22 protein-coding genes are annotated in these 18,259 nt (G+C 48.8%); all 22 read left to right on the top strand.

Annotated features, from left to right (window positions below; translation table 11 throughout):
• Positions 1-59 precede the first annotated feature (59 nt).
• The 22 genes from FPL14_RS11265 (at position 60) to FPL14_RS11165 (ending at position 18,252) form a co-directional block, all read left to right on the top strand.
• Positions 60-1,238 carry a sensor histidine kinase gene (locus FPL14_RS11265; protein WP_182303030.1) on the top strand — a complete coding sequence of 393 codons (1,179 nt, stop codon included), beginning with the start codon at positions 60-62 and terminating at the stop codon, positions 1,236-1,238.
• Positions 1,228-1,950 (top strand): response regulator, encoded by a 723-nt coding sequence (locus FPL14_RS11260; protein WP_182303029.1) that lies wholly within the window; start codon positions 1,228-1,230, stop codon positions 1,948-1,950. The genes FPL14_RS11265 and FPL14_RS11260 overlap by 11 nt, the downstream gene beginning before the upstream one ends.
• 245 nt (positions 1,951-2,195) lie before the next feature.
• Positions 2,196-2,576 (top strand): hypothetical protein, encoded by a 381-nt coding sequence (locus FPL14_RS11255; RefSeq protein WP_182303028.1) that lies wholly within the window; start codon positions 2,196-2,198, stop codon positions 2,574-2,576.
• A 141-nt stretch (positions 2,577-2,717) separates the two neighbouring features.
• Entirely contained in the window at positions 2,718-3,506 is a 789-nt protein-coding gene (locus tag FPL14_RS29880; protein ID WP_229263873.1) for a hypothetical protein, read from the top strand.
• 2 nt (positions 3,507-3,508) lie between these two features.
• The gene (locus FPL14_RS11250) at positions 3,509-4,699 is read left to right on the top strand and encodes a helicase-related protein (RefSeq protein WP_229263872.1); all 1,191 of its coding nucleotides are present in this window, start codon (positions 3,509-3,511) and stop codon (positions 4,697-4,699) included.
• A 97-nt stretch (positions 4,700-4,796) separates the two neighbouring features.
• Positions 4,797-5,549, top strand: a complete 753-nt coding sequence (locus FPL14_RS11245) for a ComFC family protein (RefSeq protein ID WP_182303027.1) — start codon at positions 4,797-4,799, stop codon at positions 5,547-5,549.
• 121 nt (positions 5,550-5,670) lie between these two features.
• Complete coding sequence (locus FPL14_RS11240) at positions 5,671-6,861, top strand: acyltransferase (RefSeq protein ID WP_182303026.1); 1,191 nt, start codon at positions 5,671-5,673, stop codon at positions 6,859-6,861.
• A gap of 97 nt (positions 6,862-6,958) precedes the next feature.
• On the top strand, positions 6,959-7,378 hold the full coding sequence (locus FPL14_RS11235; protein WP_182303025.1) for a flagellar protein: 420 nt from the start codon (positions 6,959-6,961) through the stop codon (positions 7,376-7,378).
• A gap of 76 nt (positions 7,379-7,454) precedes the next feature.
• Complete coding sequence (locus FPL14_RS11230; protein WP_229263871.1) at positions 7,455-7,727, top strand: flagellar biosynthesis anti-sigma factor FlgM; 273 nt, start codon at positions 7,455-7,457, stop codon at positions 7,725-7,727.
• Between the two features lie 18 nt (positions 7,728-7,745).
• On the top strand, positions 7,746-8,246 hold the full coding sequence (locus tag FPL14_RS11225; RefSeq protein ID WP_182303023.1) for a flagellar protein FlgN: 501 nt from the start codon (positions 7,746-7,748) through the stop codon (positions 8,244-8,246).
• Between the two features lie 53 nt (positions 8,247-8,299).
• The gene (gene flgK, locus FPL14_RS11220; RefSeq protein WP_182303022.1) at positions 8,300-9,877 is read left to right on the top strand and encodes a flagellar hook-associated protein FlgK; all 1,578 of its coding nucleotides are present in this window, start codon (positions 8,300-8,302) and stop codon (positions 9,875-9,877) included.
• 14 nt (positions 9,878-9,891) lie between these two features.
• Positions 9,892-10,782 carry a flagellar hook-associated protein FlgL gene (flgL, locus tag FPL14_RS11215; RefSeq protein ID WP_182303021.1) on the top strand — a complete coding sequence of 297 codons (891 nt, stop codon included), beginning with the start codon at positions 9,892-9,894 and terminating at the stop codon, positions 10,780-10,782.
• Positions 10,783-10,808: 26 nt separating this feature from the next.
• Positions 10,809-11,270 (top strand): DUF6470 family protein, encoded by a 462-nt coding sequence (locus FPL14_RS11210; protein WP_229263870.1) that lies wholly within the window; start codon positions 10,809-10,811, stop codon positions 11,268-11,270.
• Between the two features lie 28 nt (positions 11,271-11,298).
• Entirely contained in the window at positions 11,299-11,736 is a 438-nt protein-coding gene (gene fliW / locus FPL14_RS11205; protein ID WP_229263869.1) for a flagellar assembly protein FliW, read from the top strand.
• Positions 11,736-11,996, top strand: a complete 261-nt coding sequence (gene csrA, locus FPL14_RS11200; RefSeq protein ID WP_182303019.1) for a carbon storage regulator CsrA — start codon at positions 11,736-11,738, stop codon at positions 11,994-11,996. Before fliW ends, csrA begins: the two co-directional genes overlap by 1 nt.
• Before the next feature lie 5 nt (positions 11,997-12,001).
• Entirely contained in the window at positions 12,002-12,415 is a 414-nt protein-coding gene (locus tag FPL14_RS11195) for a flagellar protein FlaG (protein WP_182303018.1), read from the top strand.
• Positions 12,416-12,461: 46 nt separating this feature from the next.
• On the top strand, positions 12,462-13,886 hold the full coding sequence (fliD, locus tag FPL14_RS11190) for a flagellar filament capping protein FliD (RefSeq protein WP_182303017.1): 1,425 nt from the start codon (positions 12,462-12,464) through the stop codon (positions 13,884-13,886).
• A gap of 43 nt (positions 13,887-13,929) precedes the next feature.
• Positions 13,930-14,325, top strand: a complete 396-nt coding sequence (fliS, locus tag FPL14_RS11185; RefSeq protein ID WP_182303016.1) for a flagellar export chaperone FliS — start codon at positions 13,930-13,932, stop codon at positions 14,323-14,325.
• A complete protein-coding gene (locus FPL14_RS11180) occupies positions 14,312-14,737 on the top strand; it encodes a hypothetical protein (protein ID WP_182303015.1) in 426 nt (141 codons plus the stop codon). Before fliS ends, FPL14_RS11180 begins: the two co-directional genes overlap by 14 nt.
• Positions 14,738-14,887: 150 nt before the next feature.
• Positions 14,888-15,703, top strand: a complete 816-nt coding sequence (locus FPL14_RS11175; RefSeq protein WP_182303014.1) for a flagellin N-terminal helical domain-containing protein — start codon at positions 14,888-14,890, stop codon at positions 15,701-15,703.
• Between the two features lie 111 nt (positions 15,704-15,814).
• Positions 15,815-16,414: a hypothetical protein gene (locus FPL14_RS11170; RefSeq protein WP_182303013.1), complete on the top strand. Its 600-nt coding sequence runs from the start codon at positions 15,815-15,817 to the stop codon at positions 16,412-16,414.
• A 251-nt stretch (positions 16,415-16,665) separates the two neighbouring features.
• Positions 16,666-18,252 carry a motility associated factor glycosyltransferase family protein gene (locus tag FPL14_RS11165; RefSeq protein WP_182303012.1) on the top strand — a complete coding sequence of 529 codons (1,587 nt, stop codon included), beginning with the start codon at positions 16,666-16,668 and terminating at the stop codon, positions 18,250-18,252.
• The last annotated feature ends 7 nt before the right edge of the window (positions 18,253-18,259 follow it).

Here is an 18,259-nt window from a genome sequence, read left to right as displayed (position 1 = left end):
TAGTTGATAGGAAGTCATAACCTTAATCGGGCGTCGATGAGTATAGGGGAGTCGGATTCATGGATTTTCATGTGGGCCAAATAGATCGTGTGATCCAGAATGCCATCTCCGTAATGGAAGATAGCAAAGTCCAGGTGTTTGAAATTTGCGAAGTTGCCCGACGCGAGCTTCTATCCCTGACTCAAGAGTTGGATAAAGTAATAAGAGAAACGACGGAAACGATAGACAGAGTTGACGGGTTGGAGAGAGATTATCGCCTTGCCAGAATCCGTCTTACGGAAGTAAGCCGGGATTTCGTAAGATTCAGCGAGCGGGACATTAAGTCCGCTTACGAGAAAGCGACGCAGTTGCAGCTCGATCTCATGGTATACAGGGAAAAGGAAAACTACCTGAAAACCCGTCGAGACGAGCTGCAGCAGCGCGTTAAGAACGTAGAAGTTTCTATCGAACGAGCCGATACGATCAACTTGCAGATGAGCGTCGTGTTAGATTATCTCTCCGGAGATCTGAACCAAGTGACGCGCATACTAGAATCGGCGAAGAATAGGCAGATGATCGGACTTAAGATCATTCTGGCTCAAGAAGACGAACGCAAACGGGTTGCCCGAGAGATTCACGACGGACCGGCACAATCCTTGGCCAACTTGGTATTAAGAACGGAGATCGCAGAGCGTTTGCTCGAGACGAAGGATCTGGAAGTCGTTCGGAGCGAGCTCATCGATTTGAAATCGCAAATCCGCATCGGGCTGGAAGAAATCCGCAAAATCATTTTCAATCTCCGGCCGATGGCTTTGGATGATCTGGGATTAGTACCGACTCTTCGCAAATTCGTTCAGGATTTCGAGGAGAAGACAAGGATCAGGGCCGTGTTCGACACATCGGGCAAGGAGAAGCGATTGCCTAGTGCTATGGAAGCGGCGATGTTCAGACTCGTGCAGGAAGGCTTCAGCAATGCCCATAAGCATGCCCAATCCACGTTCGTGTCTCTCGAGATGGTGTTTCAGGAAGAAAACGTTCAGTTGCTTATAGAAGACAATGGCGTTGGATTCAACTTGGATGCAATAGAGTCCCGCGTCAAAACCCATACGCATTTCGGCTTGATCGGGATGAAGGAACGTATCGAGCTTCTTCAAGGAAAAATCGATATTGATTCTAGCGTAGGTCAAGGCACTCGAATCAGAATCAATGTCCCCATAAAAGCAGAGTCAGGAAAGGAGTTAATCGCACATGGAGAATAAAACGGCGGCTCGTACTATTAAAGTACTTCTTGCCGATGACCATCAGCTTTTTCGGGAAGGGTTAAAGCGAATTCTGAACATGGAGAGCGACCTTGAAGTCATAGGTGAATGCGGCGATGGCATCCAAGTGCTCGAATTCTGCAACAAGGAAAAGCCGGACGTCGTGTTGCTCGACATTAATATGCCGACGGAGAACGGCGTGATCGCCACGGAGAGGTTGCGGGATATTTTTCCGGAGATTAAAGTGATCATCTTGTCTATCCATGACGACGAGAGCTATGTGTTCGAAACCCTTCGCAAGGGAGCGACGGGTTATCTGCTCAAGGATATGGAAGCGGAATCGCTCATCAATGCCATTCGCACGGTGGCGGAAGGTCATGCATACATACACCCTAAAGTAACGGGCAAGCTGATTAACCAGCTTCGCCGGATGACCTATCTGGATGAGATCGGAGCGACATCGGGCGCGGCGGCCAGCCGGGAGACGATCACGAAGTTCATCCCGCGCGGCAACAACCCGCTTACCCGTCGCGAAGCCGAAGTCCTGCGTTTGATGGCGGAAGGCAAGAGCAACAAGACGATCGGCGAAAACCTCTTCATCAGCGAGAAAACGGTCAAAAACCACGTCAGCAGCATTCTGCAGAAGATGGAAGTGGACGACCGCACGCAAGCCGTCATCAATTCGATCAAATACGGTTGGGTAACGCTATAATCTCAAATAATCTGCATACATAATCGCGCTTCACGCTGTTCGCGGCGACCTGGTCTGATCCCGGTCTGCCGCGAATTTTGCATTAAGGGCCGAACTTGAATCGACGTAATCGACATTGTCCGATCTTCAGCCGGAACTCCCTATCCGTCTGCGGCATATATTGTGGAACGAGTAGACGAATTGCTGGGTTGGAATAGACAAACCCGTTCTCGTCACTCACCTTCAAATCAAAGGAGGTGGCCGCAATGTTTCCCGAATTATTGTGGATAGTTGGCTTCTACGCTGCGGCTGTGGCGCTCGTTCATTGGGTGATCCGCCGCGGGTCCGCCCTAGACCGTCATCATTACGTGCTTGTCGCAGGCAACCACCAAATGCAAATTGAATGGTATATTCGAGCGTTGCAACAATTTTCAAGACGAACGGGCACGGAGATCGGCATAACCGTCGTGCTGGATCAGTCCACGGATGATACGGGGAAAATTATGGAGCGGTTTGCCCGCGGCGGCAACGGGATCGAATGGGTGAGAAGCGAGGGCGGCCAGCTAGACAATCGTCGCGCTTCCGATCAAAAGGTCGTTTGGGTGGAACTGGCGCGTAAGGACGATGTCGATCGGCTGCCGCTGTGATACGAATGTCGAATAAGGAGTGCTGGAAAACCATTGCGAAGGAACCGTTTTTGTCATACAATTCAAGTAATCAGTTCTAAATGGAAATTCGGGTGAAGCACACTCTTGAATCGCTGCTACGGCGATTTGGGGGTGTGTTTTTTGTTGTTGGAATATTTCTCGCGGAGGGGATGGGTTATGAAGGTCGTTATCTACGCGGTTCGCAGTGGTATGAAATGCCGGGCTTACTTTTCGATCGCTTGGGGTGTTGACGAAAAGTATTGGAACGACAGAGCCGATGAGATGATTCGTCTGCGCGAGTTGGTCCCTCTGGGAGCGGCGGATGTTGCATGCAGTACGTTGAATGAACGGTGGAAAAAGGAGGAGTCGACCGGCAGCGGGTTAGAGCCGGAGAAGGGGAGAGGAGCAAATTCGGCGGCAGCGGGCCGTGACTGGGCAGAGCTATTCCGGGAAGCCGTCCGAACAACTTGGGGTGCGGAGAGGACTTGCGATAGCGGTCTGGAAGTCGAGAGAGTGCGGCTTGGTCCGACATCGCGGAATGGAACCGAACTCGCGGCGGCAGCGCGGCTGGCTGCTCGGCATCTCGCGGGCCGGTCGCTTCTGAGGGATGAAGCGACGCAATTGTTGGCCGGCGCGGCAGCCCCGCGACTCGCCGCCATCGATCCGCTCGCCGCGCTGCAATACGCGGCGCTGGGCGGGGCCCTGCAGCTAACCGCTGCCGTGGCCCCCAAACCGGCCGCTCCGCCGCAACGCGGCTTCCGCGCCTGGTCGAGCGGCTGCGCCCCGCTCGACTATTCGGGCCTGCGGCGGCTGCGCCCCGCCGCGCCGAAGATCTGGCCTGCCGGCGATGCGGCAGCGGCCCGGACAAGCTGCGGCGCACGGCTTGCGCCGCTTGCGGACAGGCCTGCGCTTATTGCGAGGCCTGCCTGACGATGGGTCGCAGCCGCGAATGCGAGCTGCTGGTCATAGGCGAGTCGCCCGCGGTTGCCGCAACTTTGCCGTCTTACGGCGGACCTGCTCCCCAAGAGAATGAGCTTACCAGACGCTGGGGGCTTAGCCTTGCCCAGAGCGATGCGGCTGCTCAAGCGCTGCTATTCTTGAATACTCCGCGCGCCCTGCGTGACAACCATGCTTTTCTGTTGTGGGCGGTCACGGGAGCGGGCAAGACGGAGATGATCTTCCCGTTGCTGGACGCCGTGCTTGCCCGCGGCGGACGAGCGCTTGTCGCTACCCCTCGGAAGGATGTCGTACTCGAGCTTGAGCCCAGATTGGCCAAAGCATTTCCTTGCTATGACCGGGTTGTCCTATATGGAGGGAGCGCGAATCGCTGGGAGACCGGACAGCTTACGCTCGCCACGACTCACCAATTGCTTCGGTTTCAAGACGCCTTTAATCTCGTGCTGATTGACGAGCTGGACGCGTTCCCTTATCACAACGATCCGATGCTGCAATACGCGGCTGACAAATGCCGGAACCGTTCGGGGTGCACCGTATACCTTAGCGCGACTCCGCCTTTGCCCTTGCAACGGGCGGTCATCAAAGGCAAGCTGCCTTGCGCGCGCGTTCCGGTTAGATATCACAGACATCCGCTGCCCGTTCCGCGGCGTCTAGTCATCCCCGCCGTTGACCAAATGTGCGGCAAGCAGCGATTGCCGGAGAAGCTGCTTAACCCCCTTCGGAACTCCATCCGTCGCGGAGCCCAAATCTTCGTGTTCGTCCCTTATGTCAAACAAGTCGAACCGTTAGTTAATCTTCTTAAGCGTCATGCCTCGCAGCTTAACATGGATGAGGAATCGATAGCAGGCACCTCTTCCAAGGATTTGGAGCGAACGAATAAAGTGATTTCTTTCCGTGGACAAGCCATTCAATTATTAGTTACCACTACGATACTGGAGCGGGGAGTGACGATTCCTAAGAGCGACGTGTTTATTCTCGATGCTCACAATAGATTGTTCGATTCCGCTTCGCTGGTGCAAATGTCCGGCAGGGCGGGGCGGTCGGCAGCCGATCCCTGCGGATTCGTAACCTTCGGAGCGCCAGCATGGACCTTGCCGCAACGAAGCTCGATTCGGCAAATTCGCGAAATGAACAAAATAGCCAAGCGCGAGGGCTACATAGATTAACTAACCTAATCTGAAAATTGCGCAGGATTAGAGACACTATTTGCCACGCTCTGTAACTTTCGGCTCATATCAATCGTCTGATAGGAGAGATTCAATCATGCCGTTAAACCTAAGCTCGTGGTTTGCGCCCGCCGCGCGGAATTGTCCGGTATGCGGGAGAACCGCTTCGCGCGGGATCAACCCGGTATCGGTTCCGGTTAAGCACCCGGAACCGCGCCGTATATTAACGTCATTGTGCGGAGCGTGCCGGCAGTGTATTCCTTGGATCGCCTATCCGGTTTGCCGGATATGCGGCAGGGCCGAACGGTGCGAGGATTGCGTGCGAAGACAGAATCGGCATTACGCGTTCAGCCGCAGCGCCGTTCGTTACGATCAACGGATGAAGGAATGGCTCGCGCTTTATAAATACAGAGGGAACGAGGGCTTGGAAGGCGTGTTGGCGGCTATGCTATCTTTTGCCTACGAACGTCTCAGCGAAGTATCGCAGTACGGATTCGATGCGGTTACGGCGGTGCCATTAGCGCCCGAGAGGTTACGGGATCGAGGGTATAATCAAGCGGAGCGGTTAGCGACGAGGCTGGCGGAATGGTATGGGCTGAACTATCGTCCCCTATTGCTTCGGTTGCGTCATACAGAGAAACAAAGCCTCAAGAACCGCCGTAGCCGAGTAACCGATATGAGAGGCATTTTCTCGGCCGTCCCAAGCGATTCCATTTCCGAAAGAATCATTCTCGTAGACGATATTTATACGACGGGAAGCACTCTGGACGAGTGTGCGCGGGTATTGACGCAAGCCGTCCAATCGGGAATGTCGAGGGAAGTTTATGGGGTTCTATGGGCGCGTTCATAGCAATTTCAGTAATAGGTGACAGAGGAATATGCTTTTCGGCGCATTTCTTCCTGTGCTATGATAAAGTAATTCTGTTTTGAAAGACCAACATAGATTCGGTGATACACCAGAGGGAGGCGCTATGGAACGCCGGGCAAAATTAACGGAAATTGATATCGTACGCGGCATCGCGATTCTGGGAGTGTTGATGGTTCATTCCACCTCGTTCGCAACGGAGGCGATGAAGGGGGCGAGCCTGTACGGCGTATACAATTTCTTGAACATATTCTCCAAGATCGGAACGACGTCCTTTATTCTTCTAAGCAGCTTCGTTCTTTTTTACAATTATTATCCTCAACCGCTTACGGCTCAACGCTTTAAGAAATTTTATCGTAATCGGCTATTATACATCGTAGTGCCATATTTGATTTTTTCGATCGTTTATTTCGTGCTGCGTTGGTACCAGAACGGATTCGCGTGGGATATCGCGCAGATGTGGCCGAGTTTCTGGGACAAGGTCTCCAAAGGCCAAGCGTATACGCACTTGTATTTTGTGTTTATTAGCATTCAACTATACTTGCTGTTCCCGATTCTGTTGTATTTGATGAAACGGTTCAAGTGGCTGGCCGCATCGGCTATTTTCGTCGGGGTAGCGTTGCAATGGGCCTTTTTCCTGTATAACAGGGAGTACTGGCAGGTCACCAACCGTGGCAGCTGGTCTCCGACGTACTTCGGGCAGTATTTTCTCGGGGCATGGCTTGGGATTTACTTCGATCGGATTAAAGGCTGGCTTATTATCGCTAAGGGCAATATCACGAAGGCCAAGGTTGCTTCATGGATCTGCTTATGGGCTGCTTGGTTAACTGCCGGTATCTCCTACGTGACGATTTTCTATAACGCCCGGTTGTATAAGACACCTTATCATAATGCGTTGTACGACGGATTGTGGGACATCTACACGATGCTTACTCCGCTAGTTCTCATGCAAGTCGCCTTCTTGATCGGGGGCCGGATGACAAGCTCCTTCTGGGTCGGCAAGCTTCGCCATTTGGGCATCGTCTCGTTCGGCGTATATTTATTCCATCCGCTAGTGTTATTGGTATATCGAAAGTACCCGTTGACCGGCGGCGGAACGATGATTCATCATGCATGGTACGCCGGGGGCTTCCTTTGCGCGTTGCTTATCTCTTGGGTTGTCGTAACGCTCGTGTGCAGATTGACGAGCTGGTCCTGGGTGCTGTTCGGCAGCGTTCCCGCGCAGTTGAAGGCCGCTTACGCGGAGCCCAAAAAGACTACCGAATCTACCATTACGTCGCCGTCTGCTTCCGCGTAAATACGAGTTCAAACAATTCGATAGCGACAACTTGAAAAATTTAGTACAATACATGTATATTAAGGTCGACTAATGTCGGAAATCGGGAGATGATTGAGTGAATTTATCCTATTGTCCTAAATGCGGGAAATTGTTCTCCAAAAATTTCCGCGAAGTCTGCAATAGTTGCCATGCCGAATTGGAAAAAGATTATGAGAGATGCGCCGAGCATCTGCGTAAAAATAAAGGGATGGATATTCAGCAGCTTTCCGATGAGCTGGAGATCAGCATTAAGCAAATCACGAAGTGGATTCGCGAAGGCCGCATTTCGTTGCTCGATGCTCCGAATATGTCTTATCCATGCGAATCCTGCGGCGTCCTCATTCGCGAGGCTCATCTGTGCGATTCCTGCAAGAAGCGTCTGCAGCGGGACGTGAAGAACGCCAATTCATCGGGAATGCTTCAGCATAATCCGGACGACGATAGGAACAGAGGCGCTTATCGGATAGGCGATCGTCTGCATGAACGTGGTAAATAATTGTAACTCTAAACATTTCATAAGCATTGACCGATAATAGGGGTAGACATTATCGGTTTTTTTATTTATAGAGGTGATGAACGTGAAGATTAACGATACACAGCGTATTGGCGCCTATCGTACTTATCAACAACAATCGGATGCGCGTACGAACCAAACAGCGGGCAAACGCCGCAAGGACGAGGTTCAGTTTTCGGCCGAGGCTATGGAACTCCTCAATTCCAGGCAACCCGTAGCGGATCCGGATAGGGCGAAGCGTATAGAACAATTGAAGAATGAAGTGGCTACAGGGAATTATTATGTAGAAGATCACCTCATTATTGAGAAACTGCTGCCGTTTTTGAAATAACGGAATGGGGGATGACAGGTGACTTTTCAACCTCTTATGGACTCACTGCACCAGATGCATTCCTTATACGAGAAGTTATTAGAACTTGGTACTGAGAAAAAGGACCGTATCATTCGCAATCAATTAAACGAGCTTACGCTGACTTTGACGCAAGAATCCAAAGTGCTGAAGTCTCTCGCGGCCGTGGATCAAGCGCGACTTAGCGCTTTGACCGCGTTTCAACGGGCTACCGGGTTAAAGGAAGATTCGAATATGCGGTTGGAAGACGTTGCCGTATATTGTTCGGATCTAGCAAGCAAACAATCGATCGAGAACATTTCGATCGAATTGTCGCAGCAAATCAAAGCCTTAAGGGCGTTGAACGAGACGAATCAGCTTCTTGTCCATCATGCGCTTGATATCGTTAACCATACTTTGGATTTATTGGTAGGCAGTCCGGAAGACGAGATGGTTTATACGAATCCGAATCAAGCGAACCCGTACGCCAAACGGAATTCTTATTTCGATACCCGAGCATAATCGGGGGATATTGACCATATAACACCCGATTTACTAACGGAGGGAATAACCAAATGAGATCCACCTTTCATGGCCTGGAGACAAGCAAACGCGCAATACTTACCCAAACGACGGCTTTGACTACATTAGGGCATAATATCGCGAACGCGTCAACCGAAGGTTACACAAGGCAACGAGTTAACCTTTCCGCAACGCGGCCTCTGGAAGCGACGGGAATGAGCCGCAGCGTTAATCCCGGACAGATAGGAACTGGCGTGCAGTATGATTCGATTACCCGCGTAAGAGATAGCTTCCTTGATCTGCAATATCGTAGAGAAAACCAATCGTTCTCCTCTTGGGAAGTTCGTAACAGCACGATCCGTTCGATTGAGGGGATCGTTAACGAACCTTCCAGCACAGGATTGAGTTCGGTCATGAACAAGTTCTGGAACTCATGGGAAGTATTGAACAGAGACCCGACGCTATTAAGCGCTCGAATTGACGTTGTCGGATCCGCGGTTAACTTCGCTGATACTCTCCAACACGTAGGAAAGTCTCTTGTCAACGTAAACACCGACATAGATAGCAATATTTCCTCGAAGGTTAACGAGGCTAATATAATTGTTCAAGAGATCTCGCAACTGAATGCGTTTATTAGACGCACGGAGGCATATGGAGATAACGCTAACGATTATCGGGATCAGCGGGATGTGCTGATCGATAAGCTCTCGGCTATCGTTGACGTTCAAGCTACGGAATCGCCGGAAGGTGAAGTTTCGATAATCTCCGCAGGCGTTGAAGTCGTGAACGGCGACGCATTCACCTTATTGACGGACGCCAATGCATTAACGGCAACGGCGGGGCAACTGCACGGATACATACAATCCAAAGACGAAGTTGCTCATATTACCGATCAGCTGAACGCGATGATCAATACTCTCGTTCAAGGCGACGCAAAAGTAACTCTTCCTAATGGATATGTGACCAGCACCAATATGGTCGCGGATAACGATGTAACGCTTTCGGATGGAAGCGTCATAGTTGCCGGGAACACGATACCAGCGGGATCGCAAATCACATCGGAAGCACAATTCACCGTTAAAGGCTTTAACGGACTCCATGAGCTTGGTTACAGTCATTCCGATCCGGCCACTTCGGGAATTCCCTTTTTCGTAACTTCGGACGGCTCTGCGACTTTCGATATTATGAATATTCGGGTTAATCCTGCTATTCAGCAAGATACGAACCTTATCGCCGCATCCGGAAAGTATGAAACGATCGGAACCGTCAATACAACGATCAAGGGAAATAGCGATATCGCTCACGCTTTGGCAAGCTTGCGCGATTTCGAATTCAGTTTCCCTTCGGCATTGACCAATCTAACATCCGGATCGACGGACGATTATTTCCGCGCCGTTACGAGCGATTTGGGTACGAGATCCGCGAATGCGGAACGCTCGATGAATAACCAGCAAGAATTGGTCGATTCCGTAATGATTCGCAGGCAATCCGTAAGCGGTGTTTCTCTGGATGAGGAAATGGCGGATATGATCAAGTTCCAGCATGCTTATAATGCAGCCGCGCGGAATATGACGACGGTAGATGAAATGTTAGATCGTGTAATCAATCAAATGGGACTTGTCGGTAGATAAGGAGGGTTAAAGCGATGCGCGTAACAAGCATGATGAAGACGACGCAACTATTAGGCAATTTGCGAAATATGAACTCCGAAATCAACGATTGGCAGAACAAGCTGGCGACCGGTCAGAAAATTCATCGTCCGGGAGACGACCCGGTCGGAATCGGCTACCAGATGAGATATGATACGGAACTAAGCCGCAGCGAGGAGTTCCTCGAGAACTCCAGAACCGGCGGCGGGATTCTGAAGACTATGGATTCATTGATGCAACAAACGAACGATGTGCTGAAACGGGCTAAGATCATTACGCAGCAAGCATCGACGGGTACGGTCCCTGCGGATGCGAGAGCGACTATTGCGGCTGAGATGAAACAACTCAAAGAGCAATTAGTCCTTATCGGCAACAGTAGTTATAATGGGCGATACTTGTTCAACGGACAGAAGACCGATCAAGCTCCGTATACAGCGGCTAATGCCGCGAATGATACGACCGATACAGGGGTATATTTCCTAAACGTAAGTCCGTCGGTTTCCGTGCCGGTAAGCTTAACCGGCGAAGAGATTTTCGGAGCAGCGGGAGATCCTGACAATACCTTTCAAATATTAGAAGATACGATCGCGCATCTTGAAGCCAACGATCAAACGGCATTGCTTGCGGACATGGATCGCTTCGATATAGGAGCGGACAGAATTTCCAAGATGTGGGCGGAGATCGGGGCGCGGACCAATCGCTTCGAGCTTGTCGAGAATCGGATACTGGATCAGCAGGTTTCCTTGAAGGAGTTAAGAGGAAAGGTCGCCGACGTCGATATGCCCGACGCGATCATGCAACTTAAGATTCAAGAGAACGTTCTTCAAGCGGCTCTCTCCACCGGTGCAAGAATTAGCCAATTGTCGTTGATTGATTTCATTCGATAATTTAAACCTTTACTAATCGCAAGGGGGTGTTGGGTATCAATGAAATAAGATCGGGCCCCCCACTGGGGATTCCTAAAGCCCAACCTGTCCGGACAATAACGCCCCCGGCCGATGTAAAGGCGGAACATATCCCCGCCAAACTTGAAATCCGTAACCATCAAGCCGAGATCAATGCGGATTGGAGACAAGTGTGGGACGATTTGGGGCTGCGCGCGCAATCTTCGTTCCAACGAGAGATCTCAAGCAAGTTGAGCGCCGAATACGCTGAAGATCTTGCGACGAACGTTCATCAAGGCGATGAGTCGGGGGATTTAAGAAACCCTTCAAAGCCTAACATTTTCGGTAGGCAAGCGTATGAGGATTATATGAGGAAAAGCAAAGTGGAAGTCGCGATCGACGTGGCTCCTAGGTCGCCCGTGAAATTCGACGTTCGCGTTCATCCTCCGGAAATTGACGTTCAAACCCGCCCGATCGGAACGAAAACATGAGAATGGATTTTGAAAGGTGAGTGGCGTCGTGGCGCAACAAGAAACAATCATTCATAGTGAACGTTACGGCGAGCTTCGCCTATCAGAAAACCAGATCATTCGGTTCGGCAAAGGGATTATCGGCATACAGGAATTCGATACCTATGGGCTTGTGGCTATAGAGGACACCCCGTTCTTCATCCTGCACGCGTTGCAGGAACAGCTTAGTTTTATCGTTATTCCTGCCGAAAAGGCAGTTCAAGACTATGGATTCCACATAGACGACGAGACGATCGAGCTGCTGAGGATCCAGAAAATCGAAGAAGTCGTTATCTTTCTGATCGTTAATATTATCGATGACGTCCTGCATGTCAATCTGAAAGCTCCTATTTTAATCGCTCCTAATCAACGTACCGGCTGTCAATTCATCATTCATCAGAGTGATTATCCGATCCGGCATCCATTGACCGGCAAGGAGGAAAACTGATGCTTGTACTGAAGAGAAAAGTCGGAGAACGAGTCATGCTGGGAGATTCCATAGAAATACAAGTGCTTGCTGTTGAAGGGGAAACTGTAAAATTAGGATTCGTCGCTCCGCGTCACATCCAGATCTTGCGCAAGGAGCTATATGAAGGTTTGCTTTTGGAGAACCTTCAGGCCGGCAAGCCTGATCCCGTTCAAAGTTCGCAAGTGATTGGCTTGCTTAAGAGCTTTAATAAACGTAGATCTGATAAGGATGAGGAGTGATTGACATGACTAGTTTAGGCGGAATAAACGGCGTCCAAAAGGTGGATCTGCCAAAGTACGAATTTGGCGATCAACGGAGCACTGCGAAGGATAAGTACGTAGGAGACAGTACAGTCGAGGTTAGAGCGGCCTCCGCGTCCTTGACACAGAAGGAAGAATTGTCCGCATTCGATCTCGGCAATTTGAAAGAGGAAGAAAAGAAGAAGCTGGACGAAGAACTCAAGAAGATGAACGATACTTTAGCATCTTCTGGCAAAGTGCTGAAATTTAAGTACGACGAGAAAGCGAAAGCGACTTACGTGGAGGTCATCGATGCGGAATCGCAAAAGGTGCTGGCAAGTCTGCCGCCTGAATTTCTAATCGATCTCTCTGTCAGAATGAAGGAACTTATCGGAATGTTTCTTGATGAGCGTTTATGATAGGATGATGATTTCCATGCTTACATCAATTGGGGGGGATTAAACGATGAGCGGAATAAGTCTTAACGGATTGGCTTCCGGTCTTAACACGGGAGAAATGATCGAAGCTTTAATGAAGCTAGAACGCATTCCTTACGATAAACTCACTACGAAGAAGAGTACCTTATCCGAGGAGCAAGGACTAATTAGAAGCATCAATACGAAACTGGTCACTCTGCGGAGCGCCGTATCCGATTTGATGTACAGTACCTCTTACAATTTGACATCCGCCAAGGCAAGTGACAGCACGGTATTTAGCGTTTCTTCAACCGATCAGGCGACTACGGGCAGTTATAATGTTAATGTTACTAAATTAGCTAAGAAGCATGTAGTTAGCTCGGGCGAGTTTTTGAAAACGGGGTCGGATCTGACTGCAGGGGATAAATTTCAGTTATTCGGCAACGGCAGTGCCACAGGTACCGAAATCACGTTAAAGGGTGCCAACAATCAGGAAATCCTGAATAATCTTAAAAACGATATTAATATAGCGAAGAAAGGCGTAACCGCAAGTATTGTGGAGACAACGCCAGGGAATCAAACGTTAGTTTTAACGACGGATAAGTTTGGAACGGATTCGGACATTCAGCTAGGTACGATGCCTGCAACGCCGGACGGTCACGTTTATATCGACGGCCCAGACGCATTGCTTAAGACGCTAGGCATCAAAAAAGCCGATAACAGCTTAAATACAAGACAATCCTCTCAGGACGCCGTAGCGGAAGTGAACGGGATTACGATTACGTCCTCAAGCAACGAACTTAAAGACGTTATTCCCGGAGTAACGATTAATCTTCTGAAAGATAATGCTTCCAGCACGATCACGGTTACTAGCGATACGGACAAAATAGCCGCTAAAATTCAAACTTTCGTCGATGCTTACAACGATGCGATCACCGCGGTTCGTTCGAATAGCGCCAAAGAGGCTAAGATGCAAGGCGATTCAACGCTGCGTACCCTTCAATCCGAATTAAACGATTTAGTTAACGGCGAAGTAAAGGGTGCCGGTGCTTATAAGTTCTTGTTCGAGGTCGGTCTTGAGATCGACAAAGGCATTACGAGCGGAGCGGAGATGACCGGCAAACTCAGCTTTGATAAGAGCAAGTTCGTTGCTGCTTATACTAAAGACCCGCAAGCCGTTGCCGACTTATTCGGTTCTAACGCAGCCAAGGAGAACAAAAATAAAGGGGTAGCTACTCGCCTTTATACAGGGTTGTTTAACTGGACCAAGACGGGAACGGGCCTGTTGGCTTACAAAGTATCCGGTTACGATGCGGATATCAAAACCATCACCCAACAAATGGAAGATATGAATTTGCGTTTAACGATGAAAGAGAAGCAATTACAGTCCCAATTCTCCGCAATGGAGACGGCTTTGTCATCGCTCAAGAACGAGCAGTCGTGGATCACTAGCCAAATCAATTCGTGGGGCTGATATCCGTTAACGTAGCAAGAAGCGACAAGGAGATGGGATTGCGGTGACTGTACAGCACAAGCCTGGATATCAAGCCTATCAGAAGAATAAATACGAGACAGCCTCGCCTCATCGTCTGATTCTGATGTTATATGACGGAGCATTAACAAATATCAATAGAGCCAAAAACGCGCTCGACTCGGATCAGCGTGCGGAAGCACATAAGTTCATCCAGAAAGCTCAGGCAATCGTGTTGGAATTGATGGCATGCTTGAACGAAGAGCAGGGCGATGTTATTGCCAAGAATCTCAAAGAAATTTATTTTTATCTAGTCAACCAACTGACGCAGGCAAACATTCATAAGAAGAAAGACCAGCTGCTAGAAGTCGAAACGATACTTGGCGATCTTCGTCAGACGTGGGATCAGCTGGGGAAAGAGGTCGGCAATGGAAGCTTCTGATCTGGCTTCTAGAGTGAGCAAATGGAAGATGGGCTACGAACAGCTGGCGAAGATCAGTTTGGAGCAGCTTACGCTTATTAAATCGATGGATCCGGGCGACGAACTTTGGAATCGAATTCAGCTGCTAACGGAAGAGAAAAGCGTAACCCAGGGTCAAATGGAATCGATTCAGAATTCGTTGAAGAGCGATCTGGGCATCGAAGAGATGAAGCGGTTGTTTCAGCGGGAAATTCAGACTGCAGCAGAGACGGCAAGAGTATTGACGTTCGAGGCCGCTCATAAGATCGAGACGATGATGGTTTCTACGGGTACCGAGCTGGGCTCCACGAAAACCCATCGCAAAGTGTTCAATGCTTACAGCGGAATGAATTCCGACGATCAAATTTCTTATTACTTTGATGAGAAAAAATAGATCGTCAGCTTGGAAAGCGTCTACGGAAAAATTCTGAAATTTTTTCCTTAAAAATAGTTTTTAAGTATAAAGTTTAGGTTTTGGCTATCCGATATATTATTTAGGTCGCAAGGATGTGACCAATATCTATTATCATGGAGGATGATCACGATGTACATTAACACAAACGTTAGTGCAATCAATGCTCACCGCAACTTGGGTTCCAACAACACCCAAATGGGCAAAACAATGGAAAAACTTTCTTCCGGTTACCGTATCAACCGCGCTGCCGACGATGCAGCAGGTTTGGCGATTTCGGAAAAAATGCGTTACCAAATCGGTGGCTACAACCAAGCTATCGCAAATGCTCAAGACGGTATCTCTTTGATCCAAACAGCAGAGGGTGCTCTTACTGAAGTTCACTCCATGTTGCAACGTTTGAACGTATTGGCTAACCAAGCGTCCAACGGAACTTTGGCTGAATCTGACCGCGAGAAAATCGGTCTGGAAGTAACTGCTCTTGTTGCCGAAATCAACAACATCGCTACTAGCTTGAAGTTCAACGGCATCAGCCTCTTGAACGGATCGCAATCAAGCGTATCTTTCCAAGTTGGTTTCGAAGCTAACACGACGATTTCCGTATCCCTGGGAAGCGGTGTGCAAGCAGCTAAAATCGGCGTTGGCAGCCTTGATGTAAGCACTGCAAGCGGCGCTCAAGCAGCTATCACAGCTATCCAATCCGCAATCAGCGTCGTTTCCCAACGTCGCGCTGAGTTCGGTGCTGTACAAAACCGCTTGGAGCACACGATCAACAACGTTGGCGTTAACTCCGAGAACTTGTCCGCTTCCGAATCCCGTATCCGCAATGCTGATATGGCTAAAGAAATGACGGACTTCACTCGCAGACAAATTTTGGTACAAGCTGGTACTGCTATGTTGGCTCAAGCTAACTCCGTACCGCAAAACGTACTGCGTTTGCTCGGCTAATACCCTTGAATTGGAAACTCCCCAGTCTTATGACTGGGGAGTTTTTCTATTTAGAAATTGTCGATTAATGCCGATATATAGTGTAAATAAGTCGATAAGGTGTTGAATCCATTGAACATAGTATCCGTATGCGGCACGATAGATTTAAGCAATCACGAGAGAGAGAGTAGACTAGAGTCGCTAAACTCTTTATTTAAGACATTATATGATCAGCAAGAGATTGTTCAGGAGCTTTGGATCGACGGGGTCGTCTATAGAGAGGACTATAATAATCACTTGCTCGAGAACTTGATGAAAATCAAGTCAATAGAAATAAAAACCGTTCATGAGACGATTTTGGTGAGCGATTTAACAAGCGAATTGAACAATTATCTTCCTAAGTTGATTCGAGCTTGCGATTCGATCTCCGAGTTATTCTACGGAGAGATGAAAGATGAAGATTGGAACCACTTCGGGCAATTAACGGAAGGGATTCAATGGGTTGGTCAGTCGGCGCATGTTCTACTTACGCATGAAGAACGTTTGAAGGGTATGTCGCCCATTCAATCGACGATTATAAGCTTTGTTGCCGAACTGGAAAAACAGATTGCGGCATTGGATGCTAGTTTACAGCAGGGCGACCATACGGCGGCAGGAGATCTCATTAAATACGAGCTTCCAGATGTGTTCAAGTTGTTGTTGGATCAACTAGAGTCAGGGGTACATTCATGAAGAAGTACGCAGCGGATAATTTGATGTTCCTCAGAGAGCAGTACCCGGAAATTTATAAGCTGGTAAGAAACCGAACGTACAACAACGGCCGCTTCTCCGTAGATCCGGCTAAGAACGGTCAACCAAACTTGCACGTCCAGGTAGAGAATGGCGCAGGCTATCATATATATAGCAAGTATGATCCTGAACTCGAGGCCAATCGTTGGGTGGAGTCGGTAGATGATAGCGCTCCGCGTTCGAATGACATATTAATGGCCGGATTTGGAATGGGTTATCATGCGGCTGCTTTCATGAATCGGTTTCCGGATAGCCGGTTATATATCTACGAGCCCGATATAGATGTTTTCCTAGCGGCTATTGAAACCGTTGATTTAAGGCCGATTCTCGGGAACCGGCAGATTGCCATGTTTGCCCTAGGCGATGAAGAAGCTATTCTTGTAGAATTATTAATAGGGATGTATAAGACTTTGAAAGGCCAATTCGGATTTTTTGTTCTACCGTATTGCAAGAAGCTGGTACCGAATTTACCTGGGCTGCTGGCGGATTTAATTCCGAAGCTGGCGCTGAGTTACGGTACGGACATGAGAACTATCTCCCATTACAAAGCGGAATGGTTAGAAAACTTAATTCTGAATATGGAGAGAAATCTAAGAACTCCCAGCTTTTTCCCTTTGAAGGATTCGTGCAAAGGATTGCCGGCTATCATTGTAGGTTCCGGCCCTTCCTTGGGCTTGGAAGCGGAAAAATTACGGGAAGTCAGGAAACACGCCTTTATCATCGCGGCCGGTTCTAGTGTTCAAGGACTGTTGCATCACGGGATAGAGCCGCACTTAATTGTTTCGATGGATGGCGGGGAGCCTAACCAACGTGTTTTTGCTAACCTCGAAGTCGGGCATATCCCTTTCATCTATATTCCGAGTATCAAATATTCGGCCATTCGAGATGACCGTTCGCCGTATTTGATGCATGGATTTTTCGATATGGATGTCATCTCGCATTACTTTATGGATTTAACGCGGGAAGACGGCGTTCTTGCTTCGACTTCGTCCGTTACAGGGACGTGCATTCAAGTAGCTGCGCTTCTTGGCTTTTCTGACATTTCATTTATCGGTCAAGATTTCTCTTATCCTGGAGATCGCATGTATGCGGACGGCATCGGCCATCAAGTCAACAGATGGGAAACAAAAGAAGTCGAAAGCGCAAGTCTTACGGTTACAAATATATCAGGTGGACAGAACAGAACGAATCACTCCATGTTAAATCTAAAAAGAGATGTCGAAGCCGTAGTTGAAGCCTTCCCCTCCATCTCATTTTATAATGCATCACCGGTTGGAGCCGTAATCGAACATACATCTAATAAGTCCCTTGAACGTTTAAGAGAAGAATACCAACATTTGACGTTCCAAGAAGGATGGTTCAAGGATAAAGTCGTACATTCATTGTCCGCGTATCCAGAAGGAAGAATTATAAAAGTTACAGAGAAAATTAAGCAGACTCAACTAGAGCTGTTGCATTTGAAGAAGCAATTAAAAGCGCTCGACGAGCACATTAAGCGGAATCCGAGCGATGTCCAAGCTTGGCTGCAACAGTTCGAGCCGCTCTGGACGGAAGTGATCGAGCATCCGATCTACGCGAAGATTTTTTCTTTTTTGTTAACGGCAGAGAGAACGCATACGGAACGGTACTGGGGCGATATGTTTAATGAAGCTAATTTGGAGCGTAAAAAGGCGAAGTTAATGGCGTGCATTAGTCCGCTGGTAGAGGGGCTTCAAAAACTTGTTCCTCTTATGGATACCTGTATAACAGATCTATCTGAGAAACTGAATGGAAGAGGATAGATAAGCC

It is taken from the genome of Cohnella cholangitidis (assembly GCF_014107495.1).
Classification (GTDB): Bacteria; Bacillota; Bacilli; order Paenibacillales; family Paenibacillaceae; genus Cohnella; species Cohnella cholangitidis.
The sequence above is the reverse complement of the archived record's forward strand: the minus strand, read 5'-3'. Positions and strand labels throughout refer to the sequence as shown.

Excerpts from the sequence above, each read along its gene's own strand:
- FPL14_RS11265 (WP_182303030.1), top strand. The coding sequence starts at position 60 with ATGGATTTTCATGTGGGCCAAATAGATCGTGTGATCCAGAATGCCATC.
- FPL14_RS11260 (WP_182303029.1), top strand. The coding sequence starts at position 1,228 with ATGGAGAATAAAACGGCGGCTCGTACTATTAAAGTACTTCTTGCCGAT.
- FPL14_RS11255 (WP_182303028.1), top strand. The coding sequence starts at position 2,196 with ATGTTTCCCGAATTATTGTGGATAGTTGGCTTCTACGCTGCGGCTGTG.
- FPL14_RS11250 (WP_229263872.1), top strand. The coding sequence starts at position 3,509 with ATGGGTCGCAGCCGCGAATGCGAGCTGCTGGTCATAGGCGAGTCGCCC.
- FPL14_RS11245 (WP_182303027.1), top strand. The coding sequence starts at position 4,797 with ATGCCGTTAAACCTAAGCTCGTGGTTTGCGCCCGCCGCGCGGAATTGT.
- FPL14_RS11240 (WP_182303026.1), top strand. The coding sequence starts at position 5,671 with ATGGAACGCCGGGCAAAATTAACGGAAATTGATATCGTACGCGGCATC.
- FPL14_RS11230 (WP_229263871.1), top strand. The coding sequence starts at position 7,455 with ATGAACGTGAAGATTAACGATACACAGCGTATTGGCGCCTATCGTACT.
- flgK (WP_182303022.1), top strand. The coding sequence starts at position 8,300 with ATGAGATCCACCTTTCATGGCCTGGAGACAAGCAAACGCGCAATACTT.
- flgL (WP_182303021.1), top strand. The coding sequence starts at position 9,892 with ATGCGCGTAACAAGCATGATGAAGACGACGCAACTATTAGGCAATTTG.
- csrA (WP_182303019.1), top strand. The coding sequence starts at position 11,736 with ATGCTTGTACTGAAGAGAAAAGTCGGAGAACGAGTCATGCTGGGAGAT.
- FPL14_RS11195 (WP_182303018.1), top strand. The coding sequence starts at position 12,002 with ATGACTAGTTTAGGCGGAATAAACGGCGTCCAAAAGGTGGATCTGCCA.
- fliD (WP_182303017.1), top strand. The coding sequence starts at position 12,462 with ATGAGCGGAATAAGTCTTAACGGATTGGCTTCCGGTCTTAACACGGGA.
- FPL14_RS11180 (WP_182303015.1), top strand. The coding sequence starts at position 14,312 with ATGGAAGCTTCTGATCTGGCTTCTAGAGTGAGCAAATGGAAGATGGGC.
- FPL14_RS11175 (WP_182303014.1), top strand. The coding sequence starts at position 14,888 with ATGTACATTAACACAAACGTTAGTGCAATCAATGCTCACCGCAACTTG.
- FPL14_RS11165 (WP_182303012.1), top strand. The coding sequence starts at position 16,666 with ATGGCCGGATTTGGAATGGGTTATCATGCGGCTGCTTTCATGAATCGG.